Raw genomic sequence first — 21868 nt, forward strand, 5'->3', positions numbered from 1 at the left:
CCATGACCCACGACACGGCCTCTGTCGGTGAGCTGATCGGACTGGCCGCGGCCCTGCGGCGAGGGGACGTCGATCTGCTGGCGTACGTCGACGAGATCTGTGCCCGTGTCGAGACCCGTGACGCCGACCTGTGCTCGTTCGTGCCCGAGGAAGGCCGGCGCGAGCGGCTGCGGCGTGAGGCCCGCGCGTTGCTCGCCCGGTGGCCAGACCCTCACCAGCGGCCACCGTTGTTCGGTGTCCCCGTCGGCGTCAAGGACGTCCTCCACGCCGAGGGCCTGCCCACGCGGGCCGGCTCCGCGCTTCCACCGGAGTCCCTGGCCGGCCAGGAGGCCACCGCGGTGAGCCGGCTGCGCGCCGCCGGCGCGCTCATCGCTGGAAAGACCGTGACCGCGGAGTTCGCGTTCTACGCTCCCGGTCCCACGCGCAACCCCCACCATCGCGATCACTCGCCCGGGGGCTCGAGCAGCGGGTCCGCGGCAGCCGTGGCGGCCGGTCTCGTCCCACTCGCCCTCGGCACCCAGACCGTGGGCTCGGTGATCCGCCCGGCGGCCTACTGCGGCGTCGTGGGCTTCAAACCCACCTACGGGCGCGTCCCCACCGACGGGGTGATCGCCAACGCGCCGTCGTTCGACACCGTTGGCCTGTTCGCCCGCGACGTCGCCAGCGCCGCGGCCGCGGCGGCCGTGCTGTGTACCGGCTGGCGGGCGACGACCCCGAGGGGCGAGCCGACCTTCGCCGTTCCGGAGGGCCCCTACCTGGAGCAGGCGAGCCCGCCGGCGCGGCAGGCGTTCGCCGAGCAGGTGGAGCGGCTGCGGACGGCGGGTGTGCGGGTCCGGTTCGTGCCCGCGCTCGCCGACATCGAGGAGATCAACCGGCGCCACCATCTCATCAATCTGGTGGAGCTCGCCCGTAGCCACGAGTTCCGGTTCCCCGTGTACGGCGACCGCTACCACCCCATCACCGCTCGGGCGATCGAGGACGGGCGCCGCATCAGCCGGGCGGCCTACGAGCGGGCCCTGGACGAGCGAGAGCGGTATGCCGCGGACCTGGTGGCTCTCATGGACGCCGAGAGCATCGACGCCTGGCTCACCCCTGCGGCCACCGACACGGCGCCGCAGGGCCTGGACACGACGGGAAGTCCCGTGATGAACCTCCCGTGGTCGCAGGCGCGCATGCCGGCGGTTGGTCTTCCAGCCGGGCGGGGGGTCAACGGACTTCCCTTGGGTCTGCAGTGCGTCGCCCGACCAGGCGCCGACGAGGAGCTCCTCCACTGGGCCGGCCAGCTCGCCGAGGCGCTGGGGTCGGGGACGCCGGCCGACCAGCGTTCCACCTAGGCCCCAGGCGGCCTGGGCACGGACGGTCGAGTCTCAACGGTCGACCTCACGGCCCGGTCGCCCGGTGGACGGCCATCGCCAGCAGTCGCACGGCCTCGTCGACGGCGCTGTCCGGCAGGTTCCCGTAGCCGAGCACGAGCCCAGGCGACGTGGGATCGGGATGGATCCGGTACGTATCCAGGTCAGCCACCCGAACCCCGGCGTCCGCCGCGTTCTTCACCACGGTCGCCGCCGAGGCCGCCGGTGGAAGGTGGAGAACGATGTGGAGGCCGGCCGCGACACCGGCGATCGCGCACTCGGGGAGCCTGGTGCGGAGGGCTGCCACCAGGGCGTCGCGGCGGTGGCGGTAGCGCTGCCGCACCGACCGGAGGTGCCGGTCGTAGCCGCCGGTCTCGACGAAGTGGGCGAAGGCGAGCTGCTGCAGCACCGACGGCTGGGTCTGGCCGACCTCGCTGGCGCGAAGCGCGCGCGTCCACCGCGGGGGCGTGACCATCCAACCCAGACCGACCGCCGGCGACAGCGTCTTCGACAACGAGCCGAAGAGCGCGACCCGTTCGGGATCGGTTCCCTGAAGAGTTCCGACCGGGCGGCGGTCGTAGCGGAACTCCGCGTCGTAGTCGTCCTCGAGCACGAGCCCGTCGACCTCGCGTGCCCACGTGAGCAAGGCCGTCCGGCGTTCCGGCGCGAGCACCACGCCGGTGGGGAACTGGTGAGCCGGCGTGACGAGGACGGCGCGGACGTCGAGCCGAACCAGCTCGTCCACCCTGATGCCTCGGTCGTCGACGGGGACGCCGACGGTCTCCAGGCCGACGCGTTCGAGCGTCTGCCGGAGCCTGGTCCAGCCGGGGTCCTCGACCGCGATGCGCCGGATGCCGGCCTCGCGGAGGCAACGGGCGAGCCGAGCCACCCCGTCCGCGACACCCGCGCAGCAGGTGACGTCGTCACCGTCGACCTGGGCGCCGCGGCAACGCCGGAGATAGTCCGCCAGGACCCATCGAAAGCGCGCGCAGCCGCCCTCGGGTGGATAGCCGAGCTCGGTGTACGGCAGCGTCGCGAGCTGGCTTCGCACGGCCTCGACCCAGCGACGGCGGGGAAAGGCGCGCAGGTCCGGCAGTCCGGGCGCGAAGTCGAGGCGAAACGTCCGCTCTGGTCTGGGGGGCAGGGAGCCAGGGCGAGCGCCGGTGCCGCCGGCGCCGGGTGCCGCCGGTGCGCCCACGCGCGGGGTCCCGGACGTCGACGTCGGCTCGAGCTCCCGCACCCTCGTCGCCGAACCCGTGCGTGCCGTCAGGTAGCCCTCGGCAACAAGCTGCCCGTACGCCTGCGTCACCACCCAGCGCGAGCAACCGAGGTTGGCGGCGAGGGTCCGGCTGGGCGGGAGAGCCGCGCCGGGTGGGAGCCGGCCGTCCCGGATCGCCTGGCGGAGGGCACGGGTCAGGCGTTCATGGAGCGGTCCGGGGCCGACGACGTCGACGTCGACCAAGGCGTCCCACGCCAGCGTGACCCGAGGGATCGTCACTTGGCGGATGGTACGACGAGCGCCGTTCAAGATCATTCAGCCTTGACCAAGATCACGTCGGCGCATCGCTGGTCGCGACCGGGATCGCTGAGGGCTCGCGCGGCCGGGTTGGTCCGGTTTCAGCAGGCGCGGTCAACCGATCGGTGGATGCACGCGTGCCGGCTGGTCGATGCGCTACCTCCACCGAGCCGGCGGCCAGGTTCGACTGGTTGGGCGATCCGCGGTGACCCCTTCGAACGCGATGCTCGATGGCGACATGCCCAGCGAGGAAGGGACGACGATGCCGGTGATCGAGGTCACCAAGCTGCGAAAGCACTACGGCGCGACGGTGGCGGTGGACGAGGTCTCCTTCACCGTCGACGCCGGCGAGATCTTCGGACTGCTGGGACCGAACGGCGCCGGCAAGACCACCACGGTGGAGTGCGTCGGCGGTCTCCGCGTCCCGGACGCCGGCGAGATCCGGGTGCTCGGCCTGGACCCACAGCGTGACCGTGCCGCGCTTCGACAGCGGGTGGGCATGCAACTCCAGGAGAGCGAGCTGCCCGACCTGATCAAGGTCTGGGAGGCGCTGGATCTCTACAGCTCCTACTACGACGAGCCGGCCGACTGGCGGCTGTTGCTGGAGGAGCTCGGTCTGGCCGACAAGGCCGCCACGCTGTTTCGGGAGCTTTCCGGCGGACAGAAGCAGCGGCTGTCGATCGCTCTCGCCTTGGTGGGCAACCCCGAGGTGCTGATTCTCGACGAACTGACCACCGGCTTGGATCCGCAGGCGCGTCGAGACACCTGGTCGCTGGTGGAGAGGATTCGCGCGCGTGGTGTGACAGTCGTCCTGGTCACCCACCTCATGGAGGAGGCCGAGTACCTCTGCGACAGGGTGGCGATCATCGCCGGGGGTCGAACCGTGGCGATCGATACGCCAGCCGGCCTCGTGGCCCGTGCCGGGACCGGCGAACGGATCACGTTCCGTCCGTCGGAGCCGGTCGATGCTCACCTCCTGGCGGAGCTGCCTGGGGTGACCAGTGTGTCCTGGCACCAGTCACGCCTCGTCGTCACCGGATCGGGTGACGCGTTGCCCGCCGTGACGGCGTTCCTCGCCCGTCGCCAGATCATCGCCCACGACCTTCGCGTCCAGCAGGCCAGTCTCGATGACGCGTTCGTCGAGCTCACCGGCCGCCCGCTCCAGGACGCGACGAACGGAGACACACCATGACCCTGCTGGCCGCGATCACGTTCACCGAAGCCAAGCTGTTCCTGCGGGAACGGCTGACCGTGTTCTTCACGCTCGTGTTCCCCACCGTGGTGTTCGGCGTCCTCGCGTCGATCCCGGCGTTACGCGTCCCTCTTGAGGACCTGGAGGGCGCTCGCTTCATCGACTACTTCATCCCGTCGATCGTGGTGATGACGCTCGCCATGGTCGCGGTCAACACGATGCCGACGCGGCTCGCCACCTATCGCGAGAAGGGTGTGCTGCGGCGTATGTCGACCACGCCGGTCCATCCGGGCGCTGTGCTCGTGGGTCAGCTCGTCGTCAACGCGGCGGCGGCGGCCGTGGGCACGGTCGTGCTCGTGGCTTTCGCGTCGACGGCCTTCGACGTACCGTTGCCACAACACCCGGCGGGTTTCGTGCTCGCGTACGTTCTCGGTGGCGGTGCGATGCTCGCGCTCGGGCTCTTGGCCGCGGCGTTGGCGCCGCGCGCCAACGCGGTCGGCGTGATCGCGTTGCCGATCTTCTTCCTCACCATGTTCGTCGGCGGTGCCTATTTGCCGCGGTTCATGCTGCCGGAGATCGTCGTACGCATCGGCGACTACACCCCGCCTGGGGTCCAGGCGCTCCAGGACGCGTGGACGGGCGCCGGCCCGGACCCGCTGCAGATGGTCAGCATGGCAGCTGTGGGGGTCGTGGCCGGCGTCGTGGCGGTTCGCTCCTTTCGGTGGGAGTGAGCCCCTGGGCGGGGCCTGGACCGCAGGTGAACGTCTCCGCCGGACCTGGCAGGGTGGTGTCTGGACGACGGCAGGGCCGAGGACGCGGTGTCTGCCGAGACCGCTGAGGAGGTGGCGGTGGCGATACCGCGGGCGACGCCGACGGTCTGGGAACGCGTGCAAGGACCGGTGTACGACGCGATCCCGTACTTCGTCCTGATCCTCTCCGCGCTGCTCACCCTCGCCAACCCTGACCAGGCCGGGAGAGGTCCGGCGCTGGCGTTGTCAGCTCTCGCCGCGGTGTGGATCTACCTCATGGTGACGCGACGCGTCGCTGAACGTCACCCGCTCGGCTTGGTCTACTTCGCCGGGTTCACGGCGCTCGCCGGTGCCCTGGTTCTTCTGGCGCCGCCCTTCGGCATCTTCGCCTGGGTTGGTTACCTGCACGCGGTGGGCATCCTGCCGGGCTGGTGGAAGATCCCCGGAGTCGTCGCCACCGCGGTCGTCGTCGCGACGTCTCAGGCCGGCGGCATCCCCCACGACCAGGCGACCACGTCGCTGTTTCTCGTCCTCTTCGTCGTCAACGTCTGTCTCGCCGGGGTGCTGGGTGCGTTCGCGCTCGTGGACGTCCGGCGCAGCGCGGAGCAGAAAAAGACGATCGAGCAGCTCGCCGAGGCCAACCGCAAGCTCGAGGCGATGATGGCGGAGAATGCCGGGCTGCAGGCTCAGCTGCTCACCCAGGCGCGCGAGGCGGGCGTTCTGGACGAGCGACAGAGGATGGCGCGGGAGATCCACGACACCCTCGCCCAAGGGCTGACCGGCATCATCACCCAGCTCGAGGCCGCCCGGCAGGCCGCGAACGACCCGTCGGCGTGGCGCCGGCATCTCGACAACGCGTCGACGTTGGCCCGGGAGAGCCTCCGGGAGGCGCGGCGGTCGGTGCAGGCGCTCCGGACCGAGGCGCTCGACACCGCCCGACTGCCCGAGGTGCTCGCCGAGCTGGCGCGGCGGTGGGCGGAGGTTCACGGCGTCGCGGCGGAGGTCACGACCACGGGAGAGCCTCGGCCACTGCACCCGGAAGTCGAGATGACCCTGCTGCGGACCGCGCAGGAGGCCCTGACCAATGTCGCCAAGCACGCCGGCGCGTCCCGCGTCGGCCTCACCCTCTCCTACATGGAGGACGTGGTGGCGCTGGACGTGCGCGACGACGGTGCTGGTTTCGATCCCGCGCGGCTGTCGGAGCAGGCGCCCGGCGAGGGCGGGTTCGGCTTGCTGGCCATGCGGCAGCGGGTGCGGCGCTTGGCCGGCCGTCTGGACGTGGAGTCCCGACCCGGGGCCGGGACGGCGATCTCGGCGAGCGTTCCCGTGATCCCTGCGGAAGCCAGGTGAGCGTGCGCGAGCTGGGGCGCACCGCCGAAGCCAGACGAGAGCCCCGCGGAAGCCCCAGGAAGCCCTGCGGAAGCCCCAGGAAGCCCTGGAAGCCCCAGGAAGCATGGCGAAACCCGAGGCCAGGTGAGCGCCGCGAGGCCACGAGATGCCGACGGGCGCCAGGTGAGCGAGGAGGAGCCGAGGATGGACGTGCCCGCCCCGAGCGAGCGGATCCGGCTGTTGCTGGTCGATGACCACCCGGTGGTCCGGGACGGTCTGCGTGGCATGCTCGCTGGCGACCCGCGCTTCGAGGTCGTGGGCGAGGCCGCCGATGGGGCGGAGGCGGTCGCGCGAGCCGAGGTGCTCGTGCCGGATGTCATCCTGATGGACCTGCGAATGCCGGGGATGGACGGCGTGGCGGCGATCACTCGGTTGGCCGAGCGCGGCGTGCCGTCGCGGGTGCTGGTGCTCACCACCTACGACACCGACACGGACGTGGTCGCCGCGGTGGAGGCCGGCGCTACCGGCTACCTCCTCAAGGACGCGCCCCGCGAGGACCTGCTGCGGGCGGTCGTGGCCACTGCTCGCGGCGAGGCGGTCCTCTCGCCGGCGGTCGCCACGCGGCTGCTCGGGCAAGTCCGTCAGCCAGCGCGGGAGCCGTTGAGCCAACGGGAGCTCGACGTGCTCGCCCTCATCGCGCAGGGTGCGACGAACCGGGAGGCGGCGGAGTCGCTGTTCATCAGCGAGGCCACCGTCAAGACACACCTGCTCCACATCTACGCCAAGCTCGGCGTCAACGACCGTGCCGCGGCGGTCGCGGTGGCGTACGAGCGCGGACTCCTGGGGCCACAGGGACGCTGAGCGGTCGGGACCGTGTCCGGCGGGCTGACCGCTGTCGGGCTGAATCGGGCGAATCGCCACAACGTGGGGTTTGGCCGTGCAAGGATCGGGTGGGTGAGCATCTACGACATCCCCCTGCGCACGCTCGCCGGCGCCCCGTGGTCACTGGCCGAGCTGGCCGGACGGGCGTTGCTCATCGTCAACGTGGCGTCGAAGTGTGGGTTGACCCCGCAGTACGAGGGACTCCAGCAGCTCCACGAGCGCTACGCCGACCGGGGCTTCTCCGTCGTCGGCTTCCCGTGCAACCAGTTCGGCGGCCAGGAGCCTGGGACGCCCGAGGAGATCCAGGACTTCTGCTCGACGACGTACGGTGTGACGTTCCCCCTGGGCGAGAAGATCGAGGTCAACGGTCCCGGCCGGCACCCGTTGTACGTCGAGCTGACCTCGGTCGCCGACGACGACGGGGAGGCCGGCGACGTCGAGTGGAACTTCGAGAAGTTCCTGGTTGCGCCGTCGGGCGCGGTGGTGCGGCGGTTCCGGCCGGGGACCGAGCCCACCGATCCGGAGTTGGTCGCCGCGATCGAGGCCCAGCTGCCGGGCTGACCGCGTCGAGTCCGGCGAGTTAGGTTAGCCTTCTCTTGGTTGCCGCCCTTGGGGTGGTTGAGCGGGTGGCTGATCTTTCGCCCGGAGGACGCCGATGGCCCGTGCGGTCGGGACACTGGACCGTCAGGGCGACGTCGTCCCCGCCAGCCGACGAAGCGTGACGGCGCTGCGCGGAGCCGGTCTCCTCGTCGCCCTCGCGGTCCTCGTCCTCGTCGCCCTGCTCAGCGTCGCCCTAGGGGCCAAGCCGATCCCGCTGTCCGAGGTCGTCGACGTGCTGGTGCACCGCGGCACCTCGAACGAGGCCGTCGTCATCTGGGAGCTCCGTGTGCCGCGGACCATCCTCGGCCTCGCGGTCGGCGCCGCCCTCGGATTGGCCGGCGCCCTCATGCAGGCGCTGACCCGTAACCCGCTCGCTGACCCCGGCATCCTCGGGATCACCGCGGGCGCGGCGGCGGCGGTGGTGGTCGCCATCGCGTTCCTCGGTGTGACGAGCCTGGTGTCGTACGTCTGGTTCGCCCTCGTCGGGGCGGCGGCCGCCGCTGTGGTCGTCTACCTGCTCGGGTCGGCGGGGCGTGGCGGCGCGACACCGGTCCGGCTGGCGTTGGCCGGCACCGCGATCAGTGCGGCCCTCATGGCGTTCATCCAGTCGATCACGCTCTCCCACACCGACGTCTTCGACGAGTACCGGTTCTGGGCGGTCGGGTCGCTCGCCGGACGGGACGAGACGGTTCTCCTCCAGGTGTGGCCGTTCCTTCTGGTCGGGTGCCTGCTCGCGCTCGGCCTGGGCGGGGCGCTCAACGCCGTTTCCCTCGGCGACGAGACGGGCCGGGCGCTGGGCGCTCACCTGGGTCGCACCCGTGCGCTCGGAGCGGTGGCGATCACGCTGTTGTGTGGCGCCGCGACCGCCGCCGTCGGTCCGGTGGGTTTCGTCGGCTTGACGATCCCGCACATCGCGCGCGCCATCTGCGGCCCCGACCAGCGCTGGGTCCTCGCCTACTCGGTGGTGCTGGGCCCCACCCTGCTCGTCGCGGCGGACGTCGTCGGCCGCCTCGTGGCGCGGCCGGGAGAGGTGGAGGTCGGCATCGTCACCGCCGTCGTGGGTGCGCCCGTCTTCCTCTCCTTGGTACGCCGACGGAGGATCGCGCAGCTATGACGGTGGTCACCGCCCAGCACGCTGATCCTCGCCTGCCGGGCCGCGCGCTCCGCGTGGGCGGGCTGTCGTTCCGGCTTCGAGCGCGGACCGTGGCGGTCTGCCTTGGCCTGGCGCTCCTCGCTCTCGTCGGCGCCGCGGTGACGCTGTCGACGGGTGACTACCCGATCCCGCTCCCCGACGTGGTGCGCGCCCTCGTCGGCGACGGCAGCCAGGCGAGCACCTTCATCGTCGTGACCCTGCGGCTTCCGCGACTGCTGACGGCTCTGCTGGTCGGCGCCGCTCTCGGTCTCGGCGGGGCGGTCTTCCAGAGTCTGACGCGCAACCCGCTGGGAAGCCCGGACATCGTGGGCTTCACGACGGGCGCGGCGTCCGGCGCCCTGGTCGCCTTGCTCATCGTCAAGGCGGGTCCGGCGGGTGTCGCGAGCGCGGCCGTCGGCGGAGGTCTGGCGACGGCCCTGCTGGTCTACGTGTTGGCCTGGAAGCGGGGCGTCCAGGGCTACCGGCTCGTGCTGGTCGGCATCGGGGTGAGCGCGCTCCTCACCTCCGTCAACTCCTACCTGCTCACCCGCGCCGACGTGGTGGACGCGCAGTACGCCGCGGCGTGGCTCACCGGGAGCTTGAACGGCCGCGGCTGGGAGCACGTGGGCCCGGTCGCGGCGGCGCTCGCCGTCCTCGTACCGGCGCTCCTGCTGCTCGGCCGACGACTCCGCATGCTGGAGATGGGCGACGACGTGGCGAAGGCGCTCGGGGTCCCGGTCGAGCGGTCGCGACTGGCCCTGATCGTGCTGGCGGTCGGCGTCACGGCGGTGGCGACCGCCTCGGCGGGGCCGGTCGCCTTCGTAGCCCTGGCGGCACCTCAGCTCGCCCGCCGGCTGACGGGAGAACCAGGCGTCGGGCTCGTGTCGTCCGCCCTCATGGGCTCGTGCGTCCTGGTGTTCAGCGACCTCGCCGCGCAACGCCTGCTCGCGCCGACACAGCTGCCCGTCGGCGTCATGACCGGGGCCGTCGGCGGTGTCTACCTGGCTTGGCTGCTCGCGCGGGAATGGAGGTCCGGGCGGTCATGACGCGTCACGGCGAGACGAGCCGGCTCTGGGCCGAGCAGCTCACCCTCGGCTACGACGGGCGGATCGTGGCGGACGGGCTCGACGCGGTCATCCCCGACGGCTCGTTCACCGTCATCATCGGCCCGAACGCCTGCGGCAAGTCCACCTTGCTCCGCGCCCTCGCGCGCACGCTGCGACCCACCCGTGGGGCGGTGTACCTCGACGGGCAGACGATCTCCTCCTACTCGACGAAGGAGGTGGCCCGCCGGCTCGGTCTGCTCCCCCAGAGCCCCATCGCGCCTGACGGCATCACGGTGGCCGACCTCGTGGCCCGCGGGCGGTACCCCCACCAGCGGCTGCTCCGCCAGTGGTCACGGGACGACGAGGCGGCCGTGGCCGAGGCGATGGCGGCGACCGGCGTGGCCGAGCTCGCCGACCGGTTCGTCGACGAGCTGTCGGGTGGTCAGCGGCAGCGGGTCTGGTTGGCCATGGCGCTCGCCCAGCAGACGTCCCTGCTCCTGCTCGACGAGCCGACGACGTACCTCGACATCGCTCACCAGATCGAGGTCCTCGACCTCTGCGCGGACCTTCACGAACGTCAGGGCCGCACGCTCGTCGCCGTGCTCCATGACTTGAACCAGGCCGCACGGTACGCCACCCACCTGGTCGTCATGCGAGACGGCGCCATCGTCGCGTCCGGTCCACCGTCCCAGGTGCTGACGGCCGAGCTCGTGGAGCGAGTCTTCGACCTGCCCTGCCGGGTGATCGCGGATCCGGAGGCGGGGACACCCTTGGTGGTGCCGGCCAGTCGGCGGGCTCGCGTCGCGACCGAGCCGGCAGCCGGTCAGGCGGCGTCCTAGGGCCCGGTCCGCCGGCGCGCCGGTCTCGACCTCTCACGCGGTGAGCGGCTCACATGGCGACGTGCCCCGGTCAGCCGCGCCGGTGGTCGAGACGGCCCAGTCGGGAAGGCCTCGCGGGTCCGGTGTCGGCGCCCATCGACCGTCGACGACGTCGTAGCTCCAGCGAGGTCCGGACGTGACGAGCTGTTCCACTGCGGCGGCGAGGCGCTCGACGTCGTCCAGCGTCGTCCCGACGCCGAAGCTCGCGCGGACCGCCCCCTCAGGCGCGCCGAGGCGCGACAGGAGGGGATGCGCGCAGAACTTGCCGTCCCGGACGCCGATCCCGTGTTCAGCGGAGAGGTAGGCGGCCACGAGCCCGGGCGCGTACCCGTCCACGGTGAACGCCACCACCCCGATCGAGGTCGTGCTGTCTCGCCAGATCCGCAGGGTTCGGACACCGGGCAGCCGGTTGAGGCGGTCGGTGAGCGCCGTGCGGAGGGCCTCCTCGTGCGCCTCCAGCGCGCCCGACGGTAGCTGGGAGAGGGTGCGAGCAGCCTGGGCGAGGGTCGCCGCCCCGAGGACGTTCGGGGTGCCTCCCTCGTGCCGCTGCGGTGCGGCCGCCCACTCGGTGTGGGTGAGGGTGACCTCGCGGACGGCACCCCCTCCCGGCAGGTATGCCGGGGCCTCGTCGAGCCAGTCCCTCCGTCCGGCGAGCACGCCGGCTCCGAACGGCGCGTAGAGCTTGTGCCCGGACAGCGCGACGTAGTCCACCCCGGACGACGCCAGGTCGATCCTGCGGTGGGGGGCGAGCTGCGCAGCGTCGAGGACGACTCGGGCGCCGGCCGCGTGGGCGAGCTCCACGATCTCGGCGAGAGGCAAGACCTCGCCGGTGACGTTCGACGCGCCGGTGATGGCGAGGAGGCTGGCCGGTCGCGCCTCCAGCTCCGCGCGCAGACTCACCAGCGTGGCCCGCTGGGTGGTGCCGGCGAGGACGCAGCGGTGTTGGCCTCGCCGCCACGGAAGCAGGTTGGCGTGGTGCTCGATGTCGAGGAAGGTGACGCGGCCGCCACCAGGGCCGTCGTCGGGGACACACCGTGCCAACAGGTTGAGCGCGTCGGTGGTGTTGCGGGTGAAGATCACCACGTCGTCGGGACGCGCACCGAGAAACGCCGCGACGTCGGCCCGGGCACCTTCGTAGAGCGCGGTGCAGACCTGGGAGGTGTAGCCGGCGCCGCGGTGGACGCTCGCGTAGTACGGCAGCACCTCGCTCAGGTGGTCGGCGACCGACTGCAGGCTCGGAGCGCTCGCGGCGTAGTCGAGGTTGGCGTACGGGAGGGAGTCGCCGGTGACGAGCGGGACCTCGATGCCGGTGCCGACCACGGGAAGCAGCGGCGCCTGGCCAGGACACGCGGGGTCAGCGGAGTTCACCTGGACGTCGAGAGCAGTCACACCACACCTCACGGGGCTCAGGGACCCCGAGGGTTCTGGGGTCCGCGCTTGCGGTGCCACGTGGCACGCCTGGTCCTCACCCGGAGCACCCCACCGCGGAGGAGGGTTGCCGGCCAGCGAGCCGGGGCTTTCGGGGCCTCGCACCGACGACAGGACACGCGTCGCGAAGGGCGCGGTGGTGTCGACGGTCGAGCCCCGCGCTGGCGCTCATGACCGCGAGCCACAGTAACCGACCGGCCGCCGCCATCGCGGGCGTGTTTCGAATAATGAGAACTTGTCTTACGAAGTGGACACAGGTGGGCTTTCGTACCGCCAGCGCCGGCCAGTCGTCCGGACCGCTACGGCCCGTACACGCGCAGGTAGTCGAAGGTCGCGGTGACCCCTTCACCACCCATGGCCACCAAGCCGACCCGGGGCTCGGCATCGGCTGGCAGGTGCCACACCGCACCCCAGATCCAGTGCTCCCCGTCGCGGCTCGTCGCGGCCCGGAACAGATGCTCGCCGGTCTCCGGATGGATGGTGTGGCGCATCCGCAGCCACAGCGTGTCGGCGGATGGCCCGAGCTGAATCGCGTTCGGCCACGGGCTGGCAGCCGGCCCGACCCACAAGAACGCCTGCCGGGTCGTCCCGGTGGACGTCGGTGCCACGTGCAGGGAGTTCACCCGGTCACCCCAGACGAGCAGGCCCGCCCGTTCGTAGCCGCGCGGCCCGGTGCCGAGCGGAAGGTGCACCTTGGTCTCGACCGTGTACGTGCCCTCCGGCGCGTCGCGCAGCAGCACCGCCGCGTGGTCGTCCGACCTCAGGTCGCCCGCCTGGGTCGGCCACACCAGCGCGCCGCCGACTACCTCGGGGTTCGACTGTGGGGTGCCGACGATCGTCCACGCCTCGTCGAGCTCGGCGCCTTCGAACTCGTCGCTGAACTCCGGCAGCAACGCTCCCACCGTGGGATCCGGCACCTTGGCGGTCACCGGCTCGTACAGCGCGGTAACACCCACGTTGTCGGCCTCCGCGCCGCGACCCTGCGCCGCCACGCCGACGGGGGAGGGTTTCCCGAGCCGTTCCGGCACCTCGACGCTCACCTCGGCCAGCGGGCTGCCTTCCATCGCCGCGCTCACCTCGAACGTCGCCCACGACCCGCGGACCTCTGCGGTGACCGCGTGCCAGGTGTCGAACCGGAAGCCTGCGTGGAGGCGGTCGCTCGCCGACCTCACGACCTCGCCGTCCACGACGACATCGACGACGAGGGCGCGCCGCGACGGGTCCAGCCAGGCGACCACGTAGTTTCGGTGATCCTCATAGCCGACGACCAGGCCAGCCCGGCCCATGCCGCGCACCCGCAGGTCCGCCTCGGCCCGGTAGTCGGCCGCGGTGGTCTCCTCGCTCACCAGCAGCAGTGAGTGGGGTGCGGCCGAACGGCTTCGGACGAAGCCTCCGGCATCCCGCTCGCGGGCGAGACCCCACGCACCGGTGCCGACTGTCACCCAGCCGTCGAGGTCGCCGTCGTTGAACGTGCTGCCGACGTCCCACGTGCCGACCGGTGCCGGCTGCGGGGTGTCGGAGGTCCACTGACCGGCGCGCACGGTGGGCCAGCCATCGATCCAGTCCAGCCGGTCCATCACCGTCGGACGGCCACCCCAGTTGTCGAACCGGCTGTTGGCGTTGCTGAAGAACCAGTCCTGTCCGGAGCGGTCGACGGCGGTCGCGTTGTGGCCGGTGCCGACGAGGCTGCTTCCCGTCGTGGCGTTGACGAGGGTGCCGCCCGGAGCGTCCGCCGTCAGGGGTACGCCCTCGGCGTCGACGAACGGCCCGAGCGGGGACGTGGCTCGACCGACGAACACGGGGTAGCCGCCGGTGTCGACCTCGCAGCACCCGTAGCCGGAGTAGAACAGGTAGTAGTAGCCGTCGCGCTTGACCACCCAGGCGGCTTCCCCACGGTTGCCCGCCACCACCTGTCTCGGCTCACCCACGGCTCGGGTGCCGTCGTCGGAGAGCTGGACGACGTGCATGCCGCCCTCCCGGAAGGAGCCGTAGTACAGGTACTTCGTGCCGTCGGAGTCGACGAACAGCGCTGGGTCGATCTCCATGACCTCGCTGTCGGGAACGAAGTCGACGACCGGACGGCCGATGTCCCTCCACGGCCCAGCTGGCGTGGGGGCGGTGGCCAGCCCGATGGCGGCGTCGCCACCACCGGCAAGCGAGTAGTACAGGTAGTAGGTCCCGTCCACGTAGCGGACGTCCGGTGCCCAGTAGCCCGTACCCGGGAACGGCTTCCACTCAGGGTGGTTGTCCTCGTTGAAGACCGTTCCGACGAACTCCCACGTCACCAGGTCGGCGCTTCGCGCGATCGGCATGTAGTACGGCGGTCCGCCGTTCTGCTGGTTCTCGCGGGTCATCACCGTCGTCGTGGCGTAGGCGTACCAGTAGCCGTCCTTCGCGCGGATGATCCCGGGGTCCGAGAACGCGTCTGCGAAGTTCGACATCAACGGGTTGGTGTAGGTCCGCTGGTCGGCTGCGGTTGACGGCGCCGCGCCTGCCAGGACGAGCACGAGCGCCGCACACCACACCGACAGCCGTCGCCGGAGCTTCATCAGCTGATCCCCTTTCTCGGGCCACCGCATCGCCGTGTCCGTTGTCGGCGAGCTGAGGTCTCAGCCCACCGCGGCCTCGACATCCGCTTGCGTCGACGAGTCATCGCTGTCGATCAGGCTCGCCGCATCACCAGGGCGACCAGGCGCCACCACCGGTCCCGCAGGGCCCCGACGAGTCGCAGATCCGCCAGTCGTCCGGCCTCACCGCCGTCCAGCGTGAACGAGAACCACCGGAACTCTCCCTGCGGAATGATCTCGTCCCCGGAGCTGCCCAGCAGCGTGTCACCCTCGTAGACGCTGGTCGTGCCGGAGGGCGAGTAGGCGTCACCGGTGAGGACGTCGACCCGGTGCGCGCCGGCGGGCACCGCGAGGCGCAGGACGTAGTCCTGGTCGCGCCCCAGCACGAAGTCGCGGCGCAGGACGTCCAGCCGCGCGCGGTCCCGGAACGTCGGCGGCTCCGTCACCCAGCCGAAGCCACGGTCGGCGTCCCACAACTCCTCCGGCGACAGGCGCCGGTATCCCTCCAGGACCGGGCTTGACGGACTGCCGGCGTCGAGAACCAGCACGGCGTCGTCGGGTGCCGGCACCACGATCGTGTCAACCGTCCATTGCTCGCCGTCGGGATCCTCCGCGAGGCGGACAGCGACGGTGCCCATGGTGGGCTCTGTCGGAGGCGTCACCCGCACCGTCAGCTCCACCTCCGCGCCACCCGGAACGCGGCCGCTGGCGGGCTCGGCCGTCCAACCCTCAGGGACGTCGACGGCGACGGTGACGTCGACCGGCTCGTCGGTCATCCCCGCCACGCTCACCCTGACGTCGTTCGGTCGGCCGGCCCACAGCACGCCGCTGGAGCGGACCTCGGTGAGGACGGCGGGCGGGATGGGCGCGTCGGGATTGACGATGACAAGGCCGCATAGCCGCCAGAAGCGGCCCGGGACGCTGGAGAACTCCAGGTCGACCTCCCGGCCCTCCGAGCCGCCATCGAGCTCGAAACGAAGCCACTCGAACGTGCCCCCACGGATGCGGCCGCCCTCCGCGACGCGCTGACCATTCACGTCGATGAACGTCGGCCAGACGTCGGGGCCACCGTCGCCGACCAGGACAGCCGTCTCATGGATCCCCGGTGGGATCGCGAGCCGCAGCGTGCAGGGTGCGGTGTCGCCACAGAAGTCCCGTCGTAGCGCGTCCCAGGCGTCACCGCGGTCGCGGGACTGCGGCGTGCGGCCGATCCACCCGTACCCGCGCGCCGGATCCCACATGGTCTCCGGCGTCAGGCGCTGGTAGCCGGGCACCAGTGGACTCGATCCCGAGCCCGCGTCAAGGGCGATGTGACAGCGACGGCCGGCGGGCGTGACGATCGTGGGGTGACCGGCGGTGCCCAGCACCTCGACGGCTGGGGTCATCGCGACCGCGAGCTGGAGCTGGTCGGCGACCAGGGGAGGTTGGACCGGCAACGTCATCTCTGCGTCCGCCCGGCTGGCGACCTCGGCCTCGGCGGTGCCGGCCGACCATCTCTCGTCGGGCACGTGTAGCCGCGCCGTCACTCGATGGTCTTGCCCAGTCGCGTTGGTGACCTTCAGCGGGAGGCGGTTCGGCCATCCGCCGAGCAGCAACGGCGTCCCTCTGCCGAACTCGTACTGCAGCCACTCACGCCGTTCGTCGAGGATTCTGGAGTAGTCGAAGAAGAACGAGACGATGGTGTCCCGCCAGCGCCGTGCGTGGAACGCGTGCTCGTCGAACGTCGCGAGGACGTCGGCGTGTCGGCGCGCGTCGACGTGCGGGGCGAGCTCACGCCACGTCTCGCGCATGCGGAGAACACGCTCGGCGCCGTCGAAGTGGCTGTCGTAGATGTGCTGGATGACCGTCGACCCCGAGTGGAGACGGTGGGTGTACGGCACCCAGTGCAGGAACAGCAACAGCTCGTCGGGCACCGTCTCCAGCGACTCGTACCGTTCGGCCCAGAACGGCGCGTACAGCCCGGTGAAGCCGCTCCCGGTGGCCACCGTCCGGTCGAAGCCCGTGCCCTCGGCGGTGGTGTGGTGGGACTGGTTGAGCGTCGACCGAGGGTCCGGGTCGAAGTGGGAGCCGGTCGGGAACGTGAGGTAGCCCATCCCGAGAGGCGAGGTGTAGTCCTCGTACGTCCGCCAGGACTCGAGCATGATGTCGGTCAGCGGTCGCACGAACGCCTCGTCCGGGGTGAACGTCAGCTGAATCCACTCGCGGACGATCTCCTCGGCCGACAAGCGTGGGTTCCACGCCAGCCGACCGAAGCCATGCGTGTTCGCTGCGCCGAGCAGGTAACCGGTCCAGTCGCGGTCGTCACCGAGGTTCGCCACGCCGACGATGCCCACGTGGGACTGACCGTAGGCGGTACCGGTGACGATGCTCTCGACTGTCGTCCCGTCCCCTTGCGCCTTGGTGTCGAAGTCGAGGATCTCCTTCCACTGCGGCACCAGGTAGCACAGGTGGACGTTGTGACCGGTGTACTCCTGGGTGATCTGAAGCTCGATCGCCTGGTTGGTCCGCGGCATCGCGCCGAACAGGGGGTGCACCGGCTCCCGCACCTGGAAGTCGAGAGGACCGTTCTTGGTCTGGACGACGACGTTCTCGGCGAACTCGCCGTCCAGGGGCGCGAAGGTCCGGTACTGGTACTCGGCCCAGTCGGAGAAGCCTTCGTGGACGAAGCTCCGCCAGAAGATGAGTCCGCCATACGGGCGGATCCGCTCGGCGAGCATGTTCGCGCCGTCCGCGTGGGTCCTCCCGTAGTCCAGGGGGCCGGGCTGCCCCTCAGAGTTGGCCTTGACCAGGAACCCGCCGAAGTCGGGGATGAGCTCGTAGATCTCGGCGATCTTCTCCTGCCACCAGAGCTGGACGCGCGGGTCGAACGGGTCCGCTGTGGTGATCGGGGACGGATCGTTCGCCGTCAGGACCATCGGGCTCGCGTAGTTCGCCGACAGGTAGAGGCGGATCCCGTAGCAGCGGAGCAGGTCAGCGAGCGCGGCAAGCCCACCCAGCCGGTCGGAGGACAGGAAGTGCGCGTTCGCGTTGACATTGTTGACGACCGTGCCGTTGACGCCGATCGAAGCCAGGATCCGGGCGTAGTCGATGTAGCGCGGCCGCAGCGTCGGCAGCTCATCCCAGTGGAGGATCGCCAGGCCCGCGTAGCCGCGCTCGACCGCACGGTCCAGGTCGTACCAGTGGTTGAACACTCGCAGCGGTGCGGCCGGACGTTCCGTGGCGTCCAGGGTGGCAAGCGGGCGGTGGGTTTGCAGATGTCGCAGGAGGTGGAAGGCGCCGTAGAGCAGTCCGCGCTGGTGTGTCGCCGCGACGACGACGTGCCTGTCTCCCACAGTCGTCAGCCGGTAGCCCTCAGGGCCGAGCGCGGCGAGCTCGTCGTGGCTGAAGAGCGAGCGAACGAACGGCGACTCGTCGTAGGTGCCGAGGACGACGCCGCCGCCCTCGAGGCGCTCACGAACCTCGATCTCGCGGGAAAGCAGGCCACGGAGTCCCGTCGTGAGCTCCCGCGTCGCACAGCGCAGAAGCTCGCCCGATCCCTGCGGCACGATCGCGGTGAGCCGGCGACGATACTCCGCGAGCCGAGCGGGGTCGTCGACATGGCGGTACCGCAGCCACAGCTCGTAGCCGTCCTCGTCGGGTGGGCGAGTGGCTGACGCCGAGGCGAGCGCGGCGTCAACGGGGAGAAAGGAGCTGACGGCGGAGGCGGCTCCGACTTGCAACAGGCGACGGCGGGACAGGTGCGGCATCGACGAACTCCCGGTACTCACGCGTCGTCGATCAAAGGCTCAGGGCTCAGCGATGAAGTACTGCTCGGGATTGGTGGGACCTGGTGTGGCATAGACGTTGGCGTCGGGCATGGACGCCGGAACGTTGTGGAAGTCGTTGGCGACGATCCCATAGCCCATCGCCGGCTGCACCGTTCCGATCAGCCAGAACTGGTCCGCGGCGATGGCGAGAATCTGTCGGAAAAGGTCGACCCGGGTCGCCTCGTCGATCGTGGCTTGAAGCTTGCGATAGAGGCTCATCTGCCGTCTCGCCGGCTCCGGTGGCTTCTCCCCGCTGGCTCCTCGGGAGGTAAACCACGCGGCCCACGCCACCGCGTAGGCAGACTCGGAGCTGAACGGGAAGTAGCAACGGGGATCCATGATGGCGTCTTGGAGTCCGCCCGGCCCTTGCCAGACGACCGCGTCGTGGGCGTTGGCGTCCTTGCGCTGGTAGAACAGCGACCTGTCCTCGGTCTTGACGTCGATCTGGACGCCCACCTCGTGCCAGTAGCCTTTGATGAGCTGGAGAGCGTCGACCCAGAAGTCCTTCAACGCAGGGCTGGGTACCTCGACGGCGAAGCGCACGCGCTTCCCGTCGGGTCGGAGCCGAAAGCCTTGACGGTCGCGTTCGGAGAGCCCGGCTCGGTCCAAGTGCTCGTTGGCCTTGTCGAGATCGAACTCGGTGTACTGCTTGGCGAAGCGCTCGTCAAAGAACTCCGACTCCCGTCGGGGTGCCGCCTGCCACGGCTCACCTTGGCCTTGGAGAACTGCGTCGATGAGCTCTTCGCGGTTGATCGCGTAGGACAAGCCGATGCGAAAGTCTTTGTTGCCGAATACCTCGCGCCACACTGGGTCTTTGTGGGTGAGGTTGAGCTGGATGATGAGGTCGTTCATGATGGCGGGCACCAGTTCGAAGAAGTCGAATCCGCCACGGTCGCGGCCGCGGGCAAGGACTGGCTTGTTCCGCAGCGTGTTGATGTGTCGTGCGTGCATGCTCAGCTCGCCATTGCTCGCCTTGAGCAGGATGACCTGCTCGTTGCCGACAATGTGGAAGACCACGCGGTCGATGTAGGGCAGCTGCCGGCCTTCGGGATCGGTCTTCCAGTAGTACGGGTTGCGCTCAGCGACCATCTGGGTGCCCTCACCGAGCGCCGTCGTGTAGATCCACGGATACAAGCCAGGCAGGTCGGGGTTGCCTGCCGCGTTCGCGCGAGCGAAGAACAAGTCAGTCCAGCTCGACATCCCCTCGCTCTCGGCCAGCTCGGTCGCCTTCGGGTTGTAGGCCTGATGGAAGCGCTCGAGGTAGTGGCGTGGTCGTGAGGTCAAAGGAGCGCCGATCAACGAGGCGAGGTTCGCGAGGAACAACCCGTTCGGTTCGGCGAACGTGAAGCGCACAGACTGCTCGTCTGGGGCCTCGACCCGCGGCGGCTCGTCCCCCGCCATCAGCCATGACGGCGCCACCGGGTAGAGCTCGTCGTTGAGCAACACGTCCTCGACGGCGAACACGATGTCAGCAGCCGTGAACGGCGCGCCGTCCGACCAGCGCATGCCACGCCGGAGCCGGAACGTGTAGACGCGACCGTCCTGGTCGACCTCGACGCTCTCGGCGATATTGGGGATCGGCTCGGAGAAGTCTGGCCGCCAGCGCATGAGGCACTCGTAGTGGACCGTCTTGTCCAGCCACGGGGTGTCCTCGGGGCCGAGCAGAGCGGTGGTCCACGTTCCACCGTAGACGCCGGCTCGCTCGACCGGCTCGACGACGAGCGGGTTCTCAGGCAGCCGCTCGTCGAGTGGGGGAAGCCTGCCGGCCTTGACCAACTCGGCCAGCATCGGCGCTTCTTTCGCATCGGCTTCCCGCGATGGCTTTCGACTCCGTCGGGTCGCCGGGTCGGTGGACAACGCCTCGCATCCGGTCACGATCGCGGGGAAAACGACCGCGCCCACGCCAGCGAGCAGGGCGCGGCGGCGGGTGAGTGTGTCCGCCATGGGTGGGTCCCTCCTTCCGGCGGAGCGGCGTCCGCTCCCGCCATGTGGTCAGGTCACGCCCCGCTGAGCGCGGCGTATCCGGCGTCGCGATAGTGGGGATCCGCGTCTGGTCCATAGCCCAGTGATGACCGTCGCGCTCGGAATCGACGCACCTCGTCGGCGTAGGCAGGATCGTGGAGGAAGTTCGTCGTCTCCGATGGGTCGCGGGCGAGGTCGAAAAGCACCTCAGGCATGTCCTCGCCGTAGTACTGGTACTTCAAGCTCCCCCGTTTGATCATCAGGTTCGTCTGCCCGAAGTGGGAGACCGACTCGTCGAACCACCCCGTGATGTCGCCGTGCATCAGCCGGACCATGCTCCGGCTGTCCAGGCCTGGTGGCACGTCCAGACCGGCGAGCTCGCACAACGTGGCGTACAGGTCGCACAGGTTGACGTTCACATCGACGCGACCTGGTCCGAAGCGGCGCGGCCAGCGAATAATGAGCGGAACCCTCACGCTCGCCTCGAAGAATTTTTGCTTCTCCCACACGCCGTGCTGTCCGAGCATCTCGCCGTGGTCCGAGGTATAGACGACGATCCAGTCATCGATCGATTGGCCGTGGTGCTCCAGCGCCTCGATCACCCGCCCGAACATGGCATCGGCGTTCTCAACCATCGCGTAGTAGGCCGCCGTCGCTCGCCTGATATCCCGCTCGCTGGCGTCGACACCTGGCCGAACCTGACGCGTGGAGAGGAACGGATGGTCGAAGACCGGCTCGTCGAGGAACGGCTCGACGCGGTTGAGGTAGTAGGTGAAGAGCTCCTTCGGAGCCAGGTACGGATAGTGCGGCTGGTTGAGACTGATCTTCAGCAGGAGCGGCCGCTCTGGCGTCGCCCGGTCGTAGTAGGGGTCACTGAAGTACTCCTCGATGAAGTCCAGCGCTCCGGCGAGTGCCAGCTCGTCCTTGGCGGCCCACGGGCTCCGGCCGATGCCGGCGCGCCTGACCTCCTTCGCGTCCGACCATTTCAAGCGCTTCAGGTTGAACGCGCGCTCGGCGAACTCCGGGGCTGGATTCTCCACGAACTCCGGTGCCAGGATGGTGTCGGCGCCGATCCGGTGGGTCCAACCTTGCATCTGGTCGATGCCTTGGTGATGGAGCTTGCCCGCGCAGACGGTCGCGTAGCCGTGTCGGGCGAACAGCCGCGCGAACGTCAGGTGGCCCGGCGGCAGGTCCTGTCCGAACCGCAGGCAGCCGGTGGTGCGGGGCAGCTGACCCGCCATCATGCTCTGCCGTCCAGGAACACAGATGGGCGCTGGTGTATAGGCGTTGTTGAAGACGACGCCGTCGGCGGCGAGACGGTCGAGCGTGGGTGTGCGAACGATGGTGTTGCCGGCGAACCCGGCGACGTCGTACCGGTGCTCGTCGGTCATCAAGAACAGAATGTTCGGGCTTCGCTCCACGCGCTCCC

15 protein-coding genes and 1 riboswitch are annotated in these 21868 nt (G+C 70.2%); of the genes, 9 read left to right on the plus strand and 6 right to left on the minus strand.

All coding sequences use genetic code 11. From position 1 onward, the window contains the following. Nucleotides 1-2: 2 nt before the first annotated feature. Nucleotides 3-1334 carry an amidase gene (locus DFJ64_RS09515; protein WP_115850143.1) on the plus strand — a complete coding sequence of 444 codons (1332 nt, stop codon included), beginning with the start codon at nt 3-5 and terminating at the stop codon, nt 1332-1334. Nucleotides 1335-1380: 46 nt separating this feature from the next. Here the strand turns inward: DFJ64_RS09515 and pdxR are convergent, their stop codons facing one another. Next, on the minus strand, nt 1381-2850 hold the full coding sequence (gene pdxR / locus DFJ64_RS09520; RefSeq protein WP_245941038.1) for a MocR-like pyridoxine biosynthesis transcription factor PdxR: 1470 nt from the start codon (nt 2848-2850) through the stop codon (nt 1381-1383). 256 nt (nt 2851-3106) lie between these two features. On the opposite strand from pdxR, the gene DFJ64_RS09525 reads away from it, so the two are divergent. The 8 genes from DFJ64_RS09525 (at nt 3107) to DFJ64_RS09560 (ending at nt 10637) form a co-directional block, all read left to right on the plus strand. Then, on the plus strand, nt 3107-4060 hold the full coding sequence (locus tag DFJ64_RS09525) for an ABC transporter ATP-binding protein (protein WP_245941039.1): 954 nt from the start codon (nt 3107-3109) through the stop codon (nt 4058-4060). Next, nucleotides 4057-4791, plus strand: a complete 735-nt coding sequence (locus tag DFJ64_RS09530) for an ABC transporter permease (protein WP_115850145.1) — start codon at nt 4057-4059, stop codon at nt 4789-4791. The genes DFJ64_RS09525 and DFJ64_RS09530 overlap by 4 nt, the downstream gene beginning before the upstream one ends. A gap of 87 nt (nt 4792-4878) precedes the next feature. Further along, entirely contained in the window at nt 4879-6159 is a 1281-nt protein-coding gene (locus DFJ64_RS09535; RefSeq protein ID WP_245941040.1) for a sensor histidine kinase, read from the plus strand. A 183-nt stretch (nt 6160-6342) separates the two neighbouring features. Continuing rightward, entirely contained in the window at nt 6343-6999 is a 657-nt protein-coding gene (locus tag DFJ64_RS09540; RefSeq protein ID WP_115851951.1) for a response regulator, read from the plus strand. 93 nt (nt 7000-7092) lie between these two features. Further along, on the plus strand, nt 7093-7581 hold the full coding sequence (locus DFJ64_RS09545; RefSeq protein WP_115850146.1) for a glutathione peroxidase: 489 nt from the start codon (nt 7093-7095) through the stop codon (nt 7579-7581). Nucleotides 7582-7675: 94 nt separating this feature from the next. Beyond that, on the plus strand, nt 7676-8734 hold the full coding sequence (locus DFJ64_RS09550; protein WP_115850147.1) for a FecCD family ABC transporter permease: 1059 nt from the start codon (nt 7676-7678) through the stop codon (nt 8732-8734). Further along, the gene (locus DFJ64_RS09555; protein WP_115850148.1) at nt 8731-9798 is read left to right on the plus strand and encodes a FecCD family ABC transporter permease; all 1068 of its coding nucleotides are present in this window, start codon (nt 8731-8733) and stop codon (nt 9796-9798) included. Before DFJ64_RS09550 ends, DFJ64_RS09555 begins: the two co-directional genes overlap by 4 nt. Then, nucleotides 9795-10637, plus strand: a complete 843-nt coding sequence (locus DFJ64_RS09560) for an ABC transporter ATP-binding protein (protein ID WP_115851952.1) — start codon at nt 9795-9797, stop codon at nt 10635-10637. Before DFJ64_RS09555 ends, DFJ64_RS09560 begins: the two co-directional genes overlap by 4 nt. 33 nt (nt 10638-10670) lie before the next feature. Here the strand turns inward: DFJ64_RS09560 and DFJ64_RS09565 are convergent, their stop codons facing one another. From DFJ64_RS09565 to DFJ64_RS09585, 5 genes are all read right to left on the minus strand, one after another. Beyond that, the gene (locus DFJ64_RS09565; protein ID WP_115850149.1) at nt 10671-12065 is read right to left on the minus strand and encodes an aminotransferase class V-fold PLP-dependent enzyme; all 1395 of its coding nucleotides are present in this window, start codon (nt 12063-12065) and stop codon (nt 10671-10673) included. A 39-nt stretch (nt 12066-12104) separates the two neighbouring features. After that, a riboswitch (SAM riboswitch) is annotated at nt 12105-12217 on the minus strand. A gap of 186 nt (nt 12218-12403) precedes the next feature. Then, nucleotides 12404-14653, minus strand: coding sequence for a glycoside hydrolase family 43 protein (locus tag DFJ64_RS09570; protein WP_170152564.1), 2250 nt, complete (start codon nt 14651-14653; stop codon nt 12404-12406). A gap of 113 nt (nt 14654-14766) precedes the next feature. After that, entirely contained in the window at nt 14767-18417 is a 3651-nt protein-coding gene (locus DFJ64_RS09575) for an alpha-glucuronidase family glycosyl hydrolase (RefSeq protein WP_115850151.1), read from the minus strand. A gap of 39 nt (nt 18418-18456) precedes the next feature. Then, a complete protein-coding gene (locus DFJ64_RS09580) occupies nt 18457-20421 on the minus strand; it encodes an ABC transporter substrate-binding protein (RefSeq protein ID WP_115850152.1) in 1965 nt (654 codons plus the stop codon). A gap of 53 nt (nt 20422-20474) precedes the next feature. Beyond that, the gene (locus tag DFJ64_RS09585; RefSeq protein ID WP_115850153.1) at nt 20475-21860 is read right to left on the minus strand and encodes a sulfatase-like hydrolase/transferase; all 1386 of its coding nucleotides are present in this window, start codon (nt 21858-21860) and stop codon (nt 20475-20477) included. Nucleotides 21861-21868: the final 8 nt, after the last annotated feature.

Source organism: Thermasporomyces composti (assembly GCF_003386795.1).
Taxonomy (GTDB): Bacteria; Actinomycetota; Actinomycetes; order Propionibacteriales; family Actinopolymorphaceae; genus Thermasporomyces; species Thermasporomyces composti.